A 17,407-nucleotide genomic window follows, 5' to 3' on the forward strand; every position below is an offset into this window, starting at 1 on the left:
GATGTTACCAGCCGTTGCATCCCATCATGACGCAAACTGCCAGTGCTTGCTCAGGCTTGGCTTATGTTGTCCGGCAATGGAGCCCCAAATCGCGCCTCCAGCTCTTTCCCAGGAAACCCAAGAAACCGGCAGGTACAGATTTCGACGTGGCTATGCGCATCGCGAAGACGGGTCCGCCCGTCACTGCGCTCCAGATAAAATCCCTTGCTGCGCAGAGCCCGGATCAGATCCAGCCAGTTCTTTGCTGTGCGAAAGCTCTCGCTCAAAACCATCCGCAGCTGCGCCGCCATTTCGGCATCTAGGCGCGAACCGTTGCGTGCTGTGGCCCAAGCCGTTTCCCCCGAGCTGATTACAGTCTCATGTGTCTGCGCCTGCGTCGGTGTTTTTCCCATCATGGTCTTACCCCCAAGTTACCTTCATCCAACTCCCATCAGACTAGTGGGATAAAGGCTGGCAAGAACAGTTGTACAAACGGTAAAGGGGCCGTCTCTTTCGAGACAGCCCCCTCTCTGAATGGATAGGTTTTTAACCTTTTTTTAGAACTTCACGCCCCAGAAGCTCTGCGATCTGGACAGCGTTCAGGGCAGCGCCCTTGCGCAGGTTGTCGCTGACGCACCACAGGTTGATGCCGTTATCAATGGTCGAGTCCTGGCGGATCCGGCTGATAAAGGTTGCGAAGTCGCCGACGCATTCGACCGGCGTCACATAGCCGCCGTCTTCGCGCTTATCGATCACCATAATGCCCGGCGCTTCGCGCAGAATATCGCGGGCTTCATCTTCGTCCAGGAAGTCTTCGAACTCGATGTTGATGGATTCGGAGTGGCCGACAAAGACCGGCACGCGGACGCATGTCGCCGTGACCTTGATCGACGGATCGACGATCTTCTTGGTCTCCGCAACCATCTTCCACTCTTCCTTGGTGGAACCATCATCAAGAAAGACGTCGATATGCGGGATCACGTTGAAAGCGATCTGCTTGGTATAGACAGAGGGCGGAACATCCTGTGTCGGATTGTAGACTGCTTTGGTCTGATCCCACAGCTCATCAATCGCTTCCTTGCCGGAGCCGGAAACCGACTGATAGGTGGAGACCACAACGCGCTTGATCTTGGCGCGATCATGCAGCGGCTTCAGCGCGACAACCATCTGTGCGGTCGAGCAGTTGGGGTTCGCGATGATGTTCTTTTTGGCATAGCCATGCACCGCCTGCGGGTTCACCTCAGGAACAATCAGCGGCACATCGTGATCATAACGATAAAGCGACGAGTTATCGATAACCACGCAACCGGCGCCAGCGGCCTTGGGCGCGTATTTCTTGGTCGCGTCGGACCCGATGGCAAACAGCGCCATATCCCAGCCGCTGAAATCAAAGGTGTCGAGATCTTGGGTCTTCAGTGTTTTGTCGCCGAATGTGACTTCGGTGCCGAGGGATTTGCGGCTCGCCAGAACTGCAATCTCATCCACAGGAAACTGGCGTTCAGCCAGAATGTTCAGCATTTCACGGCCCACGTTGCCCGTGGCGCCCGCGATAACGACGCGATAACCCATTTTGTGTCTCCAATTGTGTCCGGCCTCGTGACCGGCTGCGGTGTCTTATCGGGAAAGCCCGCGCTAGGAAAGGCTAGATCAATCCAAGCTGTCTGGGCTGAGCAGATATATTGCGCATCCGGCCAGCAAAAAGGCGAGCAGGAAACCGAAAATAGCCAAATAGGGCAAGGAAAGGTCCGCACCGGACGTTTCCGCATGCAGGCGCCCACTGGCAAACTGCATGATTCCCACCCCGCCGATGCCAAAGAAGTTGAGCATGGTCACACCGCGACCCACCAGATGCGGCGGCACAAAGGCACGCCCCTGCGCCAGGATCACCGGAAACGCAGCGCCAAAGAAGCCAACGGCCGCCATCAGCGCCACCACCAGCGACACGGGACCATCCACCCACAGCATCAAGGCCCCCAGCGCGACACAGGCAAGCAGATTGCCGCCAAGCACGACCCCCTTGCGGGTTCCCAGCAGCCGGTCCATCGGACCATAGGCAAAGGTGCCAAGGATCATCGCGACCCCCATCACCAGGCTGGCCAACCCGACCGCCTCCCGCCCCAGTCCAAAAACATCGCTCAGATAGGGTCCGATCCACAGCCCCCGCAAGGCCGCAGAGGGGGCGTAGGCCACGAACATCATGATGAATATCGGCCAGAGGACCGGCAGGCGCAGAATATCGACAACAGACCCTTTGGCCCCCTCGCCCGCCTCGACCCGCGCCGGATCCTTTACCGTCAGCGCGATGCCCAGTGCGACTGCGGTAGAGATCCCTGCAAGCCCGAACAGCGTGCCCCGCCATCCCAAGACCTCAACCGCCAGCGCCGTTGGATAGGACGCGACCAGATTACCCAGCGAGCCCACCCCGAGCATCACGGCCGCCAGTGTCGCAAAACGGCGTGGCGGATATTCGCGTGCGAATATGTAATAGGACGCCATGAGCACTGGAGAACAGCCGATCCCGATCAGGACCATCGCAAGGCTGATATGTGAGGGCTGAGCCGCCAGCGCAAAGACCAGCGTTCCGCCGCCACCGCCAAGCAGCAGCAGTGCCGCAGCGGTCCGGCTTGGTCCGACACGATCCAGCGCCCAGCCGACCGGCAGTTGCATCGCCGCAAAGGTCAGGAACCAGAGCCCTGAGGCAAAGGCGAGATCCTCGGGCGTGGCTCCCAGATCGTTTTGCAAGGCGGAGCTGAGCACCGCCAGGAATGCGCGAAAAAACTGACTGAGCACATAGCCCAGACATAATATGACCAGCCCGGCCTGCATGTTGGTCCCCCCCGGAATGAGATGTCTGCCCCGGCAAGCAGCCAAGACCAGCAATCGTAATCCGTCCACAGTGGCGATTTCGCACCAATTCACAAGAGTGCGAAACCACTTAGCCGTGATTGGTCGTGTGCTGCTGTCGCGCTAGGCTATGGTGTCAACAGGATGAACGGATCGCAGATGACACAGGATGGTTTCTACCAAAGCCTAGCGCCCAGCCGCGACTTTGCCGGTCTGACCCGTTCTGGTGCCTTTACGCCGCTGCCGAGGGACTGGATGGTCGGCTGCTGCGATATCGTCAATTCCACCGATCTGATCGCGACCGGGCGCTACAAGACGGTAAACACCATCGGCGCCTCGGCGATTGCCGCGATGATCAACGCCCTAGGAGGCACGCCGTTTCCCTATGTCTTTGGCGGCGACGGCGCCTCCTTTGCAGTGGCCCCTGAACACGCCGATATCGCGCGCGACACGCTGGCGCGGCTGCGCAGCTGGACCAGCGCGGAATTCGACATCGAGCTGCGCGCCGCATTGCTGCCGGTGTCCTGGATCAGAGCCGAAGGCCTGGATGTCGCCGTTGCCCGCTATGCCGTCTCAGACGCGGCCGACTACGCAATGTTTGCCGGTGGTGGCCTCAACTGGGCGGAACGGCAGATGAAGCTGGGAGGTTTCGAAGTGCACCCCGCACCGCTGCCCGATCCGCCGGATCTGACAGGCCTGTCCTGCCGCTGGAATACGATACCGGCTCGCAACGGGATGATCCTCTCGGTCGTGGTGCAGCCCCATAGTCGGGCCTCAGCCAGGGATTTTGCCAAAATCGCCAGCGATGTTCTCGCAGTTGCAGACAAGTTGCAGCGCCATGGTCATCCGGTGCCGGAGGGCGGGCCAAGCTTCAGCTTCCCCCCGCCGGGTCTGACGCTGGAGGCAAAGATGTCACGCGGGAAAACCGCGTTGATTTTGCGAAAGCTGCAGTTGTTTGTTCAGACGGTCTTTGCGGCCTATGCGCTCACCCGCAAGCGTCCGATTGGTGGCTTTGATGCCCAGCATTACCGCAGAATGCTCGTCGCCAACGCGGATTTTCGAAAATTCGACGATGGCCTGAAACTGACACTCGACTGTCCGGCAGAGGTGCGCGACGAGATCACGCATATCCTGGAGAAAGCCGCGGCAGCAGGGCAGGTGCGCTATGGCGTGCATGAGCAGGACGAAGCGCTGGTAACCTGCATCGTACCGTCGGCGATGCGCGACGATCACGTCCATTTCATCGACGGGGCCGCGGGCGGCTATACGCAGGCAGCGCTGAGAATGGCCGCCGCTTCAAATCCGGCGGCGGCCTGAGGTCTGATCGGGACCGTTTTGCGTTGGCGAGAGCCCCCGATCAGACCGGCTGGAACTTGCCGCTGCGCGGCTCATAACACTCCAGACCACCCTCGCCGATATCGGTCCAAAGGCCATGCAGGCTCAATGTTCCATCCCGCACGGCGCTATCAATGAAGGGGAAGGTCATCAGGTTTTCGAGCGATGCAACCACCGCCTGCCGTTCAAACTGACGCGCCTGCGCGTCGGTATCCTCGATATCTTCGACCAGCGGAAACTTCGGCTTCAGGATATCCATCCAACGCCCGACAAAGCTCTCCTTGGCATCCAGCGCTGGTGCATGGCCCTTGCACATGTCGATACATCCCTGCACACCACCGCATTGTGAATGCCCCAACACAATCAGATGTGCCACCTTCAGAACGGTAACAGCGTATTCAACGGTCGCGCTGGTGCCATGGTGATCGCCGTCAGGCTGATAAGGCGGCACCAGATTCGCAATATTGCGGTGAATGAAGAACTCGCCCTGATCGGCACCGAAAATCGAGGTGACATGAACCCGACTGTCGCAGCAGGAAATAACCATCGCGCGCGGGCGCTGCCCTTCGCTGGCGAGCCGCCGGTACCAGCCTTGATTTTCGCTATAGGTCGTGGCTTTCCACCCATGATAGCGCGTCACCAGATAGCTCGGCAGGGGTTTGGCAAATTGCATGTGTCGTTCCTCGATTGACCTCTGGCAGGTCTGTTACCAAGGATTGTTAGCAAATTCGAGAGATTTGGTCATCCGGCTGGAAACCTTTTGACAACTTCTAAGGCGCAAGTTTGGCCCGTGCCGTGGGGGCATGAATAAATTGGGGTTTAATGTGGTGGCTCAAATACTCACTGTAGTACACAAAGAAAATGTGCGCCTAGACTCCGACAAACTGTCGGATCTCTATACGCAACTCGGCGAAGCCGGGGCAGAAGATGTGGTTTGTCGCGCGATCGAGGAACTCGCCGTGCGGCTGTCTCATTGCGAACGTCTCTGGCGCCAGAACGATTTGCCAAACCTACGCAAAAGTGCGCGTTCCCTGATCGCTATCGCCGATCAGATTGGCATGACAGCAATGGCACGGGTTGCCCGTGACGTGACCGGCGCGATCGACATAAACGATTTTGCAGCAGTTTCGGCGACCCTGTTCCGGCTGATGCGGATCGGCGAGCGATCCCTGACCGCTGTATGGGAGCAACAGGACCTTTCGGTCTGACAAGTGATCCTGGGGGGACACTTGCTCGGATATATCTGACAGCGGATCTGCCGCCGATGGAGCCGGTCTCCAACTGTCAGACCAAGGCTTGATGCCAACCAAATGGCAATTTCGTAGCGACGCAGGTTATGCGTCCGGGCTCTTAGCGGGGCCCTTATTGGCGTTGCGCCTGCGGCCGTGACGGATGCAACCTGTTGAAACCACATGTTGACCGACAATCAGCAGGGCTTGCAGACGGCGCTGTGACAGATACTCTGACCATGAAATCGCCCCCCGGTCCCGGAGTATCCTGTCATGCCCTCTGCCAAGCCATCCGCCATCAGCCGCCTTGCGCGCCCGGCCTTCGCCGACCCGGCGACGGCCAGCCTCGATCTGCATGTGCTGGATCAGGACAAGTGCGAAGACTGGCTTGCCAATGCGCCGAGCGAGACCAGTAACTGGGCCCGCACCAATGGGTTTCGCGGCGCCATCGGGCAGGTGCTCGTCATTCCGGATCGCGACGGTGCGCCCAGACAGGTGTTGGTGGGATACGGCACCGCCAAGGACCGCGCGAGGGGCAGGTTCATTCTGGCCGGCGCCCTCTCTGCGCTGCCCGGAGCAACCTATCGCCTGGTCGAAGGGATCGCCGAGGAGGATCGCCCGGCTGAGTGCCTAGGTTGGCTGCTCGCCCAATATAGGTTTGATCGGTATAAATCCGGGCGCGTCTCCGAAACCCATCTGATCGCACCCGAGGGCGTCGATGCAGCCCGGATCGAGGCCTGCGCGGCCGGGGAATATCTGACTCGCGACTTGATCAATACGCCCGCCTCTGACATGGGGCCGCAGGATTTGCAGGAGGCAACACAGGCGCTGGCGGATCGATATGGCGCCGCCCTTGACGTTGTCGCCGATGAAGATCTTCTGACGCAGAACTTTCCCATGATCCACACCGTTGGCCGCGCTTCGGATCGTCGCCCCCGCCTGCTGGATATGCGCTGGGGCAATACTGGCCCGAAGCTCACCCTTGTAGGCAAGGGCGTCTGTTTTGACACCGGCGGCCTCAATCTCAAACCCGGCAGCAGCATGGCCCTGATGAAAAAGGATATGGGAGGTGCCGCCAATGTCCTGGGGCTCGCAGAGATGATCATGGCGCTGCAATTGTCTTTGCAGCTCCGCGTCCTGATCCCAGCGGTTGAGAACAGCGTTTCGGCGAATGCCTTTCGCCCCGGTGATGTACTCACCGCGCGCAACGGTCTGACCGTCGAAATCAACAACACCGATGCCGAAGGTCGGCTGGTCCTGGCCGATGCCCTGTCCTACGCGGCGGAAGACGCCCCGGATCTGCTAATCTCCATGGCCACGCTGACGGGCGCGGCGCGTGTGGCGGTCGGTCCGGATCTGGCGCCGTTTTACACCGATAGCGATAGCGATGCCGATGCGCTCAGCGCGGCCGCCGCTGCCTCAGCCGATCCGGTCTGGAGGATGCCTTTTCACGCGCCCTATGAGACCATGATTGAACCGCTGATCGCTGATCTGGACAACGCGCCAAGCGGCGGCTTTGCCGGATCCATCACCGCGGCTCTGTTCCTGCGCCGCTTTGCCGGCGGCAGCCGGTATATCCATTTCGACATCTATGGCTGGACGCCGACCGCCGCCCCGGCCCGGCCAAAGGGCGGCGCATTGCAGGGCGCTCGGGCCCTGCTCGATGCGTTGCCAACCATGCTGAACCTCTGAGGCACCGGATGACCGATCCCCGCCGCACCCCGGCCAATGACCGCGTGATCGCTGCACATCTGGCGCAGCACTCGCCCGACCGCACGGCAGTGACAGGACAACCCGCCTGTATTCGTTTGCCCGTGGTAAACCTGTTACGGCGCCCGGACGGGCCGCGCGACCGTCAACTGCTGCTTGGCGCCGAGATCACGATCTACGAAGAGCGCGATGGATGGGCGTTCGTGCAGGCTGTGGCTGATGACTATGTCGGCTATATTCCGGCCACAGCCCTCGCAACCGATGCCGCCCCCGCAACCCATCGGGTCTGCACACCGGCAACACATGCCTATAGCGCCGCAGATATGAAATCCGCCGACCTCTGCAGTCTCAGCCACGGCAGCAGGGTGAGCGTCCTAGCTTTCACAGATCGATTTGCGGAAACCAATCTGGGGTTCATCCCCGCGTCTCATCTGCGGCCGGTTTCAGTGCCCGAAACCGATCCGGTCGCGGTTGCACAGCTCTTTCTCGGCACGCCTTATCTATGGGGCGGAAACAGCCGCTGGGGGATCGACTGCTCGGGTCTGGTCCAGGCGGCGATGCTGGCCTGCGGGGTCACCTGCCCCGGTGACAGCGACCAGCAGGAAAATGAAATGGGCCAGGACATATCGCTCGGCAACACAGCGGTTCCCAGTGATCTCAGACGCGGCGATCTCCTGTTCTGGAAGGGCCATGTCGCCCTGATGCAGGACCACGAAACCATGATCCATGCAAACGCCCATCATATGGCGGTTGCACTGGAGCCGGTGGCGGATGCGGTGGAGCGGATCATGGTGCAGGGCGATGGACCGATCACTCGTCACCGGCGCCCAGACCTCTGAAGCCGCTTCTTCGCGGCCCGGATCATCAGGCAGCGCCGCAATCGGCGGTCAGGTCACGGATCGGATGAGCTTGCGTTCGAGCACACGCAGCACGGATTTGAGATCATGGCCGCGCTTCAGAATCTGCCCATCCATACCGACAACCGCATATTGCCCCTGCCTATTACGCAGCTTGGGACGTTTCTCGATACGATAAAGAGGGTGCTCAGCGGTGCGCCGGAACACCGAGAAAACGGCCAGATCCCGAAGGGTCGAAATGCCGTAGTCCCGCCATTCCCCGGCTGCAACCATACGGCCATACAACGACAGGATCACCGAGAGTTCGGTCCGGTGAAAGGCAACCTGCTGCGGGCCGGAAAACGATGAGAAGGGCTGCACTTGGTCAAAGCTCATAATGACAGCGTTGCGCCAAACAGACAGCAAATCAAGCATTATTGCCACCTTGCGGCGCAGCTGGCGTCCTCAGGAAGGCGAAAGCTCGGGCAGAACAGAGCGTGTGTCCAGACCGATGGTCTGCTCAAAAGCCGCACGTCCCGGGGCGGTCAGCAGCAGCCCCCGTTTGACCGGCTGACGCTTGACCCAGCCCGAAGTCAGCGCGTGAGACAACAGCTGACGCCCCAATTCGCCCGAGATATGAAGGCGCCGCTCCGTCCAGTCCATGCAGGGCTTCGCAAAGGCTTGCCGTGAAGGTCGTGTCGGCAGGGTCACTCCCAGCCGGTCCCATTCTGCTGCCGGAATCACTTCGAACCCGCCGTTGCGCTCGACCAGAATTCCAAGATCGAGAAACCGCCGGGTCATCGCCACCGCCAATGGACCGGCAAAGTGGTCGTAGCAACTGCGCAATGGTGCCAGGACACCCGCCTTTCGCTGCTGCGCACGATGCAGATGATCCGACGGCGCAATCGCAGCCAGTTGCTCAAGGGTCTGTGCCACCTCGGCGCTGGCCAACCTGTGAAAAACGCAGCGCCCTCGCTTTTCAGCAACGACCAGGCCTGCGGATTGCAGCAGCTGCAGATGCGCTGTTGCTGTCGGCGCGGTGACACCTGCCGCCGCCGCCAGCTCCTTATTGGTGTAGGACCGACCGTCCAGCAGCTCGCATAACATACGGGTGCGGCTGGCATCGGAAAGCGCCTGGCCCAGAATATCAAATCGAGGAGTGCTCATGGTCAGACGATAACCCGCCGCCCGCGATTACGCCTAGTACAAACCCTTCGACCATCGCCGAAGGGTTCTAGCCAGCCTGTCTATCCCATCATTAACCGGGATCTAACCTCAACCACATAGTTTTTTTGCATCGCGCCTGATCAGGATCTGGAGCCAAGAGACCATGCAGCATGACCCCAAACAACGACGCCATCGACCTGACCGGGTTCAGACCCGAGCCGACGAGCACTGGCGTGGTCTGGGGGGCCTCTGCCTTCTCATGGGCAGCGCGCTGTTGATCGCCTCACTTCTGCTGCTGGCCGACAAGGTCGATGCCGATCCTCAACCGACCAACAAACACGTTGCCCAACGTATCGCTCTGATGGGTGGTCAAAAAACGGCCGTTCAGGATCTTGCAGCGATGACCCGCGACTACATCGCATTCGATCGCGGTGCCGCGCGCGCGGCCCGACGCGCTCTGATCCGGTCGACGCGCCGCATTCCGCGCGAATTCCGCCAGGATGTCACCGATCTGTCATCCCATGCACGCGGCGGGATCTGGGCAAACTGGGCTGATTTCAAACGCCATGCGGAGTCTGCCGAACGCGCGGCACGCGCACTGAATACCCGCTCGGCGGCCGGGTTGAAACGCAGCCTGCCCCGCCTGCTATCCGCCTGTCACAACTGTCACCAGATCTACCGTGAGACACCGCGCGAATTCACCACTCACTGAGCTGCCCTAGCCGGGTCGACCCGATGGCCGATCAGCGAGCACTGTTGCCTGCCGTACCAGCGACCCCGTAGCGGGCAAGAAACGTCTTGATCGCGGCCTCAACCACACGCTCACGCTCGTCATCGCCGATATCGGCGTCGATGTTGAAAAGCAGCCTAAGGAACATATCTGCGCGACACAGTTCCGCAAACTGATCAGCCGCCAGATCCAGATCCTCGATCCGCAGCTCGCCCCGTGCGGTCGCTTCTGCCAGATACTCGCGCAGCTGCGCCCGGATGGTTGCCGGTCCGCTTTCGTAGAAGCGGCGTCCCAGATCCGGAAACCTGTCCGCCTCGGCAACGCAGATGCGAAACATCTTCACGCCAAACTCCGACAGGATCACCGACAGAACGTGGTGCCCCGCCTCACGCAGCGCGATCTCAGGGTCACAGCAACCCGCGCCAATGCTGACCGCTGTGTCAGCCTGACGCGCGCAACCGTGCCGGGCAACTTCCATGAACAACAGCCGCTTGTCCGGAAAGTAGCTGTAGAGCGTTGCCTTCGAGACCCCGGCTTGTCGGGCAATATCATCCACGCTGGCGCCCTCAAACCCATGGGCCATAAACACATCCCGCGCACCGAGGAGCACCTGATCATATTTGCGACCCTTGCGGGGAATAGCGGTTGGCTGGTTCATCAATACTCTCGGTCAAGGGGCGACACAGTGATCGGATATCGCGGGTTGCAGGCCCAATCTAGGCATTCTGCGGCAAGGTCAAGCGTGACCTCACAAACGGTTGCGGCGTCGTGATAGTCTATGAGCCAGAGCCCTGCGCGGCGAACAAAAAAACGCCTGCGCCGACGATCTGTCCAACTCATGACATCAGCTTAACGTGTTTGTCGACATAGGCAAACGCGCGGATGGAAACACACCGGAACCGCTTATGGCGGCGGCTCTGCGGTTGCGCCATGGGGGCCAACGGATAGGTGCCAGCGCGTCAGCGATGCCCGGCCCAACGGGAAGAGGACCTCACCCGAGATCCGATGACGGGCGGGAGCCCCGCGCGGGGTGAGAAACGCTCTTCCCGAGTTGGTCAAATTAGGTTACCAATTCCCACAATGCTCGACATATTTCTGAGAACACTCCCGTTTTTTGCGATCATCGGTCTTGGATATTGGGCCGGTCGCAGCCGCTTTTTCTCGGAAGAGGCCACCGCCAGCCTCACAAAGTTCGTCTTCTATTTCCCACTTTCGGCAATGATCTTCCGATTTGCCGCCAATCTGTCTTTTTCGGAGATCTTCGATCCCCGGCTGGTGCTCGGGTATCTGTTGGGCACATCGGTAGTTTATGGGGTCACCACGCTGGTGGCTGCGCTGCGTCGCCTCGACATGCAAACCGCCGCAGTAGAGGCGCAATGCGCGGCCATCGGCAACGTTGGATTTCTCGGCCTGCCAATGATGATCATCTTGTTCGGCCCGGCCTCGGTAGGGCCGATGATGCTGGTTCTCAGCGTCGATCTGGTGGTGTTTTCCTCTCTGATCGTCGTCCTGATCAACCTGGGGCGCGGCAGCGGCCTTAGCGGCGCCACGCTGGGGCTGGTTGGTCGTGGGTTGCTGCGAAACCCGATGATCCTGTCGATCTGCGCAGGTCTGATCTGGTCGGCGCTCGCGCTGCCGATACCGACCCCTGCGAATGCGTTTCTTGCCTTGCTGGGCGATGCCGCAACGCCCGGCGCGCTCTTTGCGATCGGCGCGTCTCTGGCCTCGAAATCTGCCGAACGGGTGCAGATTGCCAGCTGGCTCAGCTTCGCCAAGCTGGTATTGCACCCGGCCGCAGTGGCGCTCTGCGTGCTGGTGCTGGTGCCTGTGGATCCCTATGCCGCCGGTGTCGCCATCGCCGCCGCAGCGCTGCCGGTGGCCGGAAACGTCTACATGCTGGCGCAACACTATGGGGTCGCCCCGCACCGGGCCTCAGCCGCCATCCTGCTATCGACGACACTCTCGATCCTGACACTGCCCTTGGTGATCGCTGGGGTCTCGGTATTGACGCAGCCCTGAGCCGATCCGGCCGCTGACCTGGCGATATTGGCATCAATCGCGGCCATCGGCGTCCGCAGTCTTCAGGTTTTTGCAATGATATGTCGCAAAAACAGGGACCACAGACGCGCAGTCACTGGACCCTATGGCTGACCACAGGTAGCGATAGAGCAACATAGAACAAAGGAGTCGCCCCATGGAAACCGTCTCGGAAAATGCCGCCTTCGGAGGCGTGCAAGGCGTCTATCGCCATGCCAGCAGCAGCACCAATTGCGACATGACCTTTGGGCTGTTCCTGCCGGAGGAAGTCGCCGATGGGCCGGTTCCGCTGCTGTGGTATCTGTCCGGGCTGACCTGCACCCACGAAAACGCCATGACCAAGGCAGGCGCGCAGGCCTGGTGCGCGGAACAGGGGATCGCCATCGTGTTTCCGGACACCTCCCCGCGCGGCGACGGGGTTGCGGATGACGAGGCCTATGATCTGGGACAGGGGGCTGGTTTCTACGTGAACGCCACCCAGGATCCCTGGGCGCCGCATTTCCGGATGTGGGATTACGTCACCGAGGAGCTGCCTGCCCTGCTGGCTGAGCAGTTTGCACTGGATATGGACCGCCAGTCGATCACCGGCCATTCCATGGGCGGACATGGCGCGCTGACGATGGCGATGAACCTGCCGGGCCGGTTCCGGTCGGTGTCGGCCTTCGCGCCGATCTGCAACCCCTCGGCCAGTGACTGGGGCCGCAAGCAGCTGACGGCCTATCTGGGCACTGACGAAGCCGCATGGGCGCGCCACGACGCCACCCTGATGATGCAGGAGAGCGGCTTTGACGGGCCAATCCTGATCGACACCGGCACATCCGATCAATTCCTCGACCTGTTGAAACCGGAGGCTCTGGCCGAGGCTGCGGCGGCCCGCCGCCAGCAGGCCGTCCTGCGGATGCAGCCGGGATATGACCACAGCTATTTCTTCGTCTCTACCTTCATGGAGGACCATGTGTCCTTCCATGCCGAAGCGCTCTACCGGGGCTGATACATGGCAGATTTCAACTACGACCTCATCATTATCGGATCCGGCCCCTCCGGGCGCACCGCAGCGATTCAGGCAGGCAAACTGCACCGCCGCGTATTGGTCATCGACCGCAAGGATCGTCTGGGCGGTGTCTCGGTGCATACCGGCACCGTCCCGTCCAAAACCCTGCGAGAGACCGTGCTGAACCTCTCTGGCTGGCGCGAGCGCAGTTTCTATGGCCGCGCCTATCGGGTGAAGGATCAGATCCAGGCCGAGGATCTCAAGGCCCGCCTGCACATGACCCTCGACCATGAGGTCGACGTGCTGGAACATCAGTTCAACCGAAACCACGTCGAGGTCCTGGCCGGCCTTGCGCGTTTTGTCGGCCCGAACGAGGTCGAAGTCGCTACCGAGGCAGGCGATACCACCCGTGTCACCGGCGAGAAATTCCTGATTGCCACCGGCACGCGCACCTATCGCCCGGAGTATGTACCATTCAACGGCAAAACCGTCGTCGACGGCGATGAGTTCCTCGAAATGGAGGAAATCCCGCGTTCGCTGGTCGTGGTCGGAGCCGGGGTGATCGGCGTCGAATATGCCACCATGTTCTCTGCCCTTGATGTCCGTGTGACCCTGATCGAGCCGCGCGACACCTTCCTCGACTTCATCGACAGCACATTGATTCAGGATTTCACTCACCAGATCCGCGAGAACGGCGTCGATTTGCGTCTCGGCTCTGCCATCACCAAGATCGAGGACGAAGGCAGCCATATCGAGGTGAGCCTGGAGAACGGACGTCATGTACGCGGCGACATGCTGCTGTTCGCCGCTGGTCGCATGGGCAATACCGAGGCGCTGAACCTTGAGGCTGTTGGTCTGGAAACGGATCACCGCGGCCGTCTCAGTGTTGATCGCAAATCCTATCAGACCGCCGTGCCGCATATCTATGCCACCGGCGATGTGATCGGCCACCCCTCCCTGGCGTCGACCTCATTGCAGCAGGGGCGGGTTGCAGCCTGTCACGCGCTGGAAACACCGACCCTGCCCGAAAGCCCGTGGTTCCCCTATGGCATCTATTCGGTGCCTGAGATGTCAACCTGCGGCATGTCGGAGGAAGAACTCCAGGAACGTGGCATCCACTACGAAATCGGCATCGCGCGCTTCCGCGAAACCTCTCGCGGTCATATCATGGGGCTGGAACACGGCATGCTGAAGATGCTGTTCTCTCTCAAGACGCGCCGAGTGCTCGGGGTTCAGATTGTCGGCGAAGGCGCAACCGAACTGATCCATATCGCCCAGGCGGTGCTCAACCTCAAAGGCACGGTGGATTACTTCGTCCAGAACACCTTCAACTATCCGACCCTGGCCGAGGCCTATAAGATTGCGGGCCTTGACGCGTTCAACCGAATGCCGATCCCGGAGGAGTTCAAGGTGAAGAAGACCGGCCCCGAGACCTCCAAGACCGCCGCCAAGGCGAAACCCGCCGCCAAGGTAAAACCCACCAAGGCCGCTGAGTGATGGCGCTCTATATCGACGCCGATGCCTGCCCCGTCAAAGCCGAGGCAGAGCGCGTGGCAACCCGCCACAAGGTCACGATGTATGTTGTCTCAAACGGTGGGCTGCGCCCCTCGCAGAACCCGCTGGTAGAGACCGTGATCGTATCTGAAGGCGCCGATGTAGCCGACATGTGGATCGCCGAGCGTTGCGGAAACGGCGATGTCGTGGTCACCGGAGATATTCCGCTGGCCGCAAAATGTATCGAGGCCGGCGCCCGGGTGTTGCGGCACAATGGGGAACGCTTCACAGAGGCCAATATCGGCCAACAACTGGCGATGCGCGATCTGATGGCAGATCTGCGCGCCGCCAATCCGCTTGGTGCCGGGGGCAGCGGCAAAGGCTTTACCAAAGCCGACCGATCCCGCTTTCTCGACGCGCTCGAGCGTGAGATCCGCGCCGCAAGCGCCACCTGAACCGGTCCGGTCGCCCCCTGCTCTTGCCCTTTGCCCATCGTTGCGTCACTGATTGCACCAATCACCGAGGGGGAGAGCAGATGTGACGCAGCAACAGGCAGGCCTCCCCATTCTTGGCGTCCTTGCGGCAGTCGGGGCCGCGATCTGTTTCTCCATCATAGACGTCATCTTCAAATTCCTGTCCGGCGATTACCCGCTATATCAGGTGGTGATGTTCCGCTCCGTCGTGGCCATGTTCGTCTTGCTGGCGCTGATCATCCCTCTGGAAGGCGGCTATGGCATTCTGCGCACGCGGCAACCCCGTCTGCATCTGCTGCGCAGCCTCGCGGTGCTATTTGCCAATCTCTGTTTCTTTACCGGTCTCGCGATCATGCCCATCGCCGAAGCGGTGGCGATTGCCTTTGCCACGCCGCTGGTTGTCACCAGCCTGTCAGTCCTGTTTCTGAAAGAGCGGGTTGGCCCTTGGCGCTGGATGGCGGTTGCCATCGGTTTTGTCGGTATTCTGATGATCATGCGCCCGGGTCCCGGCACCTTTCAGCCTGCTGCAATCCTGCCGTTTCTCGGTGCCTGCGGCTATGCCACGCTGCATGTCCTGACCCGCCGGGCTGGCGGTTCGGACAAGGCGGCGACACTGTCCTTCTACCCGACGCTTGGGTTTCTGCTGGTCAGCTCCCTTGTCGGGCTGCTAGCCGGTGACGGGCGCTTCGCCACCTCCGACAGCGCTGGTCTGCAGTTCATCCTGCGCGCCTGGATCTGGCCTGCCTCTCAGGATTGGCTCCTGTTTCTGACCGTGGGGCTAGCCGGCTCCGTCGGCGGTTATCTGGTCAGCCAGGCCTATCGCCAGTGCGAGGCTGGTCTGGTTGCTCCGTTTGAATATATCGCCATGCCGATGGCCGTGGTTTGGGGCGTATTAGTCTTTGACGAATGGCCAGACGGCCCGGTCTGGATCGGATCGACCTTGATCATTGGCGCCGGTCTTGTTTCAGTCTGGCGCGAAACCCGCCGCAGTCGCCCGGCCCCTCGCCCACGACCGCGTTCGACCGGATAGGAGAGCCTGAAGATGACCATCCAAGCCGTCGTTTTTGACATCGGCCGCGTGCTGATCGAATGGGAGCCTGAACGCTTCTACGATGCCAAGATCGGCAAGGAGCGACGCGAAGCGCTGTTTCGCGAGGTCGACCTGCATGAAATGAACCTGGGCATAGACCGGGGCGACGATTTCAAGGGCGCCGTCTATGCGCTGGCCGATCAGCATCCCGAATGGGCCGAGGAGATTCGCCATTGGCACGACAGCTGGCTCCAGATGGCCAGCCCTGCGATTCCTCACTCCGTTCGCCTGATGCGCGCTCTGCGCCGACGCGCTGTGCCGGTCTTTGCGCTCACGAATTTTGGGATTGGCACCTTTGAACTGGCCAGAACCACCTACCCGTTCTTCGACGAGTTCGACAAAGCATTTGTCTCCGGCCATCTACGCACGATCAAACCTGAGCCAGAGATTTACGCCCAGCTTGAACAGGATACCGGCGTACCGTCTGAGCGTCTCCTGTTCACCGACGACCGCCCCGAAAACATCGAGGCTGCCGCCGAACGCGGCTGGCAGACGCATCTCTTTACCCATCCCCAGACCTGGGCTGATCGCCTGGTGACAGAGGGACTGCTGTCGCCGGAGGAGGCCCAATGAGCGCGATCCTGCAAATCCCATTCGACCAGGGCGAAGCCAATCTGGACTGGCGATCGTTCTGTGATGCCCTCGCCGCAGGACACCGGCTGCCAAAGGCTGTGGTCACCGATAGTTTCCTCTACCGGGGCAAGGACACGCTGCTGAACCGCGCTGCGTGGATTGATGGGCTTGGTCTTGCGGTGAAAAGCGCGACGATCTTTCCCGGCAACCCGGATTGCGGCCAGCCGATGGTCAATGGTGCGGTGTGCCTCTACGACGATCAACACGGGATGCTGGAGGCGCTGATCGACTTCCATCTGGTGACCAAATGGAAAACGGCGGGTGACAGCCTGCTGGGGGCGCTCCGCTTGGCCAATCCAGACAGCCGGGAGATCCTGATCGTTGGGGCCGGTACAGTCGGGGCCTCGCTGATAGAGGCCTTTGGCACCGCCTACCCCAAAGCTCAGATCCGCATCTGGAATCGTACGTTGGCAAAGGCCGAGGCGCTGGCACACCGCTACCCCCATACGAAAACAGCACCCGATCTGGAAACTGCTGTGCGGGCGGCGGATATCATCGTGACCTGCACCATGTCGTCGACGCCTATCATCCATGGGGACTGGTTGCACCCCGGCCAGCATCTCAATCTGATCGGCGCCTACCGCCCAGATATGCGCGAGGCGGATGATACCGCTCTGCAACGCGCCGAGATCTATTGTGACAGCTTTGACACCACCATCGATCACATTGGGGAGTTCAAGATTCCGCTGGCCGACGGCGTGATCCGCCGCAACGAAATCCTGGCGGACTTCTACGATCTGGAGCGCTTTCCCGAATTCGACCCTACCAAGATCACCCTGTTCAAAAACGGGGGCGGCGCACATATGGATCTGATCACCAGCCGCCACATTCTGGACCGCTGGCAAGGAGGGAGCTAACC

At 60.8% G+C, this 17,407-nt stretch carries 19 protein-coding genes; 12 read left to right on the forward strand and 7 right to left on the reverse strand.

The annotated features are described in order from the left end of the window. Positions 1-50: 50 nt before the first annotated feature. From VWZ81_RS18650 to VWZ81_RS18660, 3 genes are all read right to left on the reverse strand, one after another. Positions 51-395 carry a hypothetical protein gene (locus VWZ81_RS18650; protein ID WP_340546443.1) on the reverse strand — a complete coding sequence of 115 codons (345 nt, stop codon included), beginning with the start codon at positions 393-395 and terminating at the stop codon, positions 51-53. Positions 396-525: 130 nt separating this feature from the next. Next, on the reverse strand, positions 526-1,548 hold the full coding sequence (locus VWZ81_RS18655) for an aspartate-semialdehyde dehydrogenase (protein WP_340546442.1): 1,023 nt from the start codon (positions 1,546-1,548) through the stop codon (positions 526-528). A 78-nt stretch (positions 1,549-1,626) separates the two neighbouring features. Beyond that, positions 1,627-2,805 carry an MFS transporter gene (locus VWZ81_RS18660; RefSeq protein ID WP_416543510.1) on the reverse strand — a complete coding sequence of 393 codons (1,179 nt, stop codon included), beginning with the start codon at positions 2,803-2,805 and terminating at the stop codon, positions 1,627-1,629. 177 nt (positions 2,806-2,982) lie between these two features. Here VWZ81_RS18660 and VWZ81_RS18665 point away from each other — a divergent pair, with 177 nt between their 5' ends. Then, positions 2,983-4,140: a DUF3095 domain-containing protein gene (locus tag VWZ81_RS18665; RefSeq protein ID WP_416543511.1), complete on the forward strand. Its 1,158-nt coding sequence runs from the start codon at positions 2,983-2,985 to the stop codon at positions 4,138-4,140. Between the two features lie 40 nt (positions 4,141-4,180). Here the strand turns inward: VWZ81_RS18665 and VWZ81_RS18670 are convergent, their stop codons facing one another. Further along, positions 4,181-4,831 (reverse strand): carbonic anhydrase, encoded by a 651-nt coding sequence (locus VWZ81_RS18670; RefSeq protein ID WP_340546439.1) that lies wholly within the window; start codon positions 4,829-4,831, stop codon positions 4,181-4,183. A 130-nt stretch (positions 4,832-4,961) separates the two neighbouring features. On the opposite strand from VWZ81_RS18670, the gene VWZ81_RS18675 reads away from it, so the two are divergent. The 3 genes from VWZ81_RS18675 to VWZ81_RS18685 all read left to right on the forward strand — a co-directional run bounded on the left by VWZ81_RS18675 (position 4,962) and on the right by VWZ81_RS18685 (position 7,936). Beyond that, entirely contained in the window at positions 4,962-5,366 is a 405-nt protein-coding gene (locus tag VWZ81_RS18675) for a hypothetical protein (RefSeq protein ID WP_340546438.1), read from the forward strand. Positions 5,367-5,660: 294 nt separating this feature from the next. After that, a complete protein-coding gene (locus tag VWZ81_RS18680; RefSeq protein ID WP_416543512.1) occupies positions 5,661-7,079 on the forward strand; it encodes a leucyl aminopeptidase family protein in 1,419 nt (472 codons plus the stop codon). Positions 7,080-7,087: 8 nt separating this feature from the next. Beyond that, the gene (locus VWZ81_RS18685; RefSeq protein ID WP_416543513.1) at positions 7,088-7,936 is read left to right on the forward strand and encodes a C40 family peptidase; all 849 of its coding nucleotides are present in this window, start codon (positions 7,088-7,090) and stop codon (positions 7,934-7,936) included. A 48-nt stretch (positions 7,937-7,984) separates the two neighbouring features. Here VWZ81_RS18685 and VWZ81_RS18690 read toward each other — a convergent pair whose 3' ends face one another. Both VWZ81_RS18690 and VWZ81_RS18695 read right to left on the reverse strand, forming a co-directional pair. Continuing rightward, positions 7,985-8,329, reverse strand: coding sequence for a DUF2794 domain-containing protein (locus VWZ81_RS18690; protein ID WP_340546435.1), 345 nt, complete (start codon positions 8,327-8,329; stop codon positions 7,985-7,987). 69 nt (positions 8,330-8,398) lie between these two features. Next, positions 8,399-9,100, reverse strand: coding sequence for an ArsR/SmtB family transcription factor (locus VWZ81_RS18695; protein ID WP_340546434.1), 702 nt, complete (start codon positions 9,098-9,100; stop codon positions 8,399-8,401). Positions 9,101-9,263: 163 nt separating this feature from the next. Here VWZ81_RS18695 and VWZ81_RS18700 point away from each other — a divergent pair, with 163 nt between their 5' ends. Next, on the forward strand, positions 9,264-9,812 hold the full coding sequence (locus VWZ81_RS18700; protein WP_416543514.1) for a cytochrome c: 549 nt from the start codon (positions 9,264-9,266) through the stop codon (positions 9,810-9,812). Between the two features lie 31 nt (positions 9,813-9,843). Here the strand turns inward: VWZ81_RS18700 and VWZ81_RS18705 are convergent, their stop codons facing one another. Further along, entirely contained in the window at positions 9,844-10,488 is a 645-nt protein-coding gene (locus tag VWZ81_RS18705) for a TetR/AcrR family transcriptional regulator (RefSeq protein ID WP_416543515.1), read from the reverse strand. Between the two features lie 422 nt (positions 10,489-10,910). Here VWZ81_RS18705 and VWZ81_RS18710 point away from each other — a divergent pair, with 422 nt between their 5' ends. The 7 genes from VWZ81_RS18710 (at position 10,911) to VWZ81_RS18740 (ending at position 17,405) form a co-directional block, all read left to right on the forward strand. Then, complete coding sequence (locus VWZ81_RS18710; RefSeq protein WP_416534550.1) at positions 10,911-11,849, forward strand: AEC family transporter; 939 nt, start codon at positions 10,911-10,913, stop codon at positions 11,847-11,849. Positions 11,850-12,024: 175 nt separating this feature from the next. Further along, positions 12,025-12,858, forward strand: a complete 834-nt coding sequence (gene fghA, locus VWZ81_RS18715) for an S-formylglutathione hydrolase (protein ID WP_340546430.1) — start codon at positions 12,025-12,027, stop codon at positions 12,856-12,858. Positions 12,859-12,861: 3 nt separating this feature from the next. Beyond that, the gene (gene sthA / locus VWZ81_RS18720) at positions 12,862-14,355 is read left to right on the forward strand and encodes a Si-specific NAD(P)(+) transhydrogenase (protein WP_416534551.1); all 1,494 of its coding nucleotides are present in this window, start codon (positions 12,862-12,864) and stop codon (positions 14,353-14,355) included. Beyond that, the gene (locus VWZ81_RS18725; protein WP_340546428.1) at positions 14,352-14,807 is read left to right on the forward strand and encodes a YaiI/YqxD family protein; all 456 of its coding nucleotides are present in this window, start codon (positions 14,352-14,354) and stop codon (positions 14,805-14,807) included. The genes sthA and VWZ81_RS18725 overlap by 4 nt, the downstream gene beginning before the upstream one ends. 82 nt (positions 14,808-14,889) lie before the next feature. Continuing rightward, positions 14,890-15,855, forward strand: a complete 966-nt coding sequence (locus tag VWZ81_RS18730; protein ID WP_340546427.1) for a DMT family transporter — start codon at positions 14,890-14,892, stop codon at positions 15,853-15,855. Positions 15,856-15,867: 12 nt separating this feature from the next. Beyond that, on the forward strand, positions 15,868-16,488 hold the full coding sequence (locus tag VWZ81_RS18735; protein ID WP_416543516.1) for an HAD family hydrolase: 621 nt from the start codon (positions 15,868-15,870) through the stop codon (positions 16,486-16,488). Then, positions 16,485-17,405 (forward strand): ornithine cyclodeaminase family protein, encoded by a 921-nt coding sequence (locus VWZ81_RS18740; RefSeq protein WP_416543517.1) that lies wholly within the window; start codon positions 16,485-16,487, stop codon positions 17,403-17,405. Before VWZ81_RS18735 ends, VWZ81_RS18740 begins: the two co-directional genes overlap by 4 nt. The last annotated feature ends 2 nt before the right edge of the window (positions 17,406-17,407 follow it).

The sequence above is a fragment of the Phaeobacter sp. JH20_34 genome (genome assembly GCF_048056095.1).
Classification (GTDB): domain Bacteria; phylum Pseudomonadota; class Alphaproteobacteria; order Rhodobacterales; family Rhodobacteraceae; genus Phaeobacter; species Phaeobacter bryozoorum.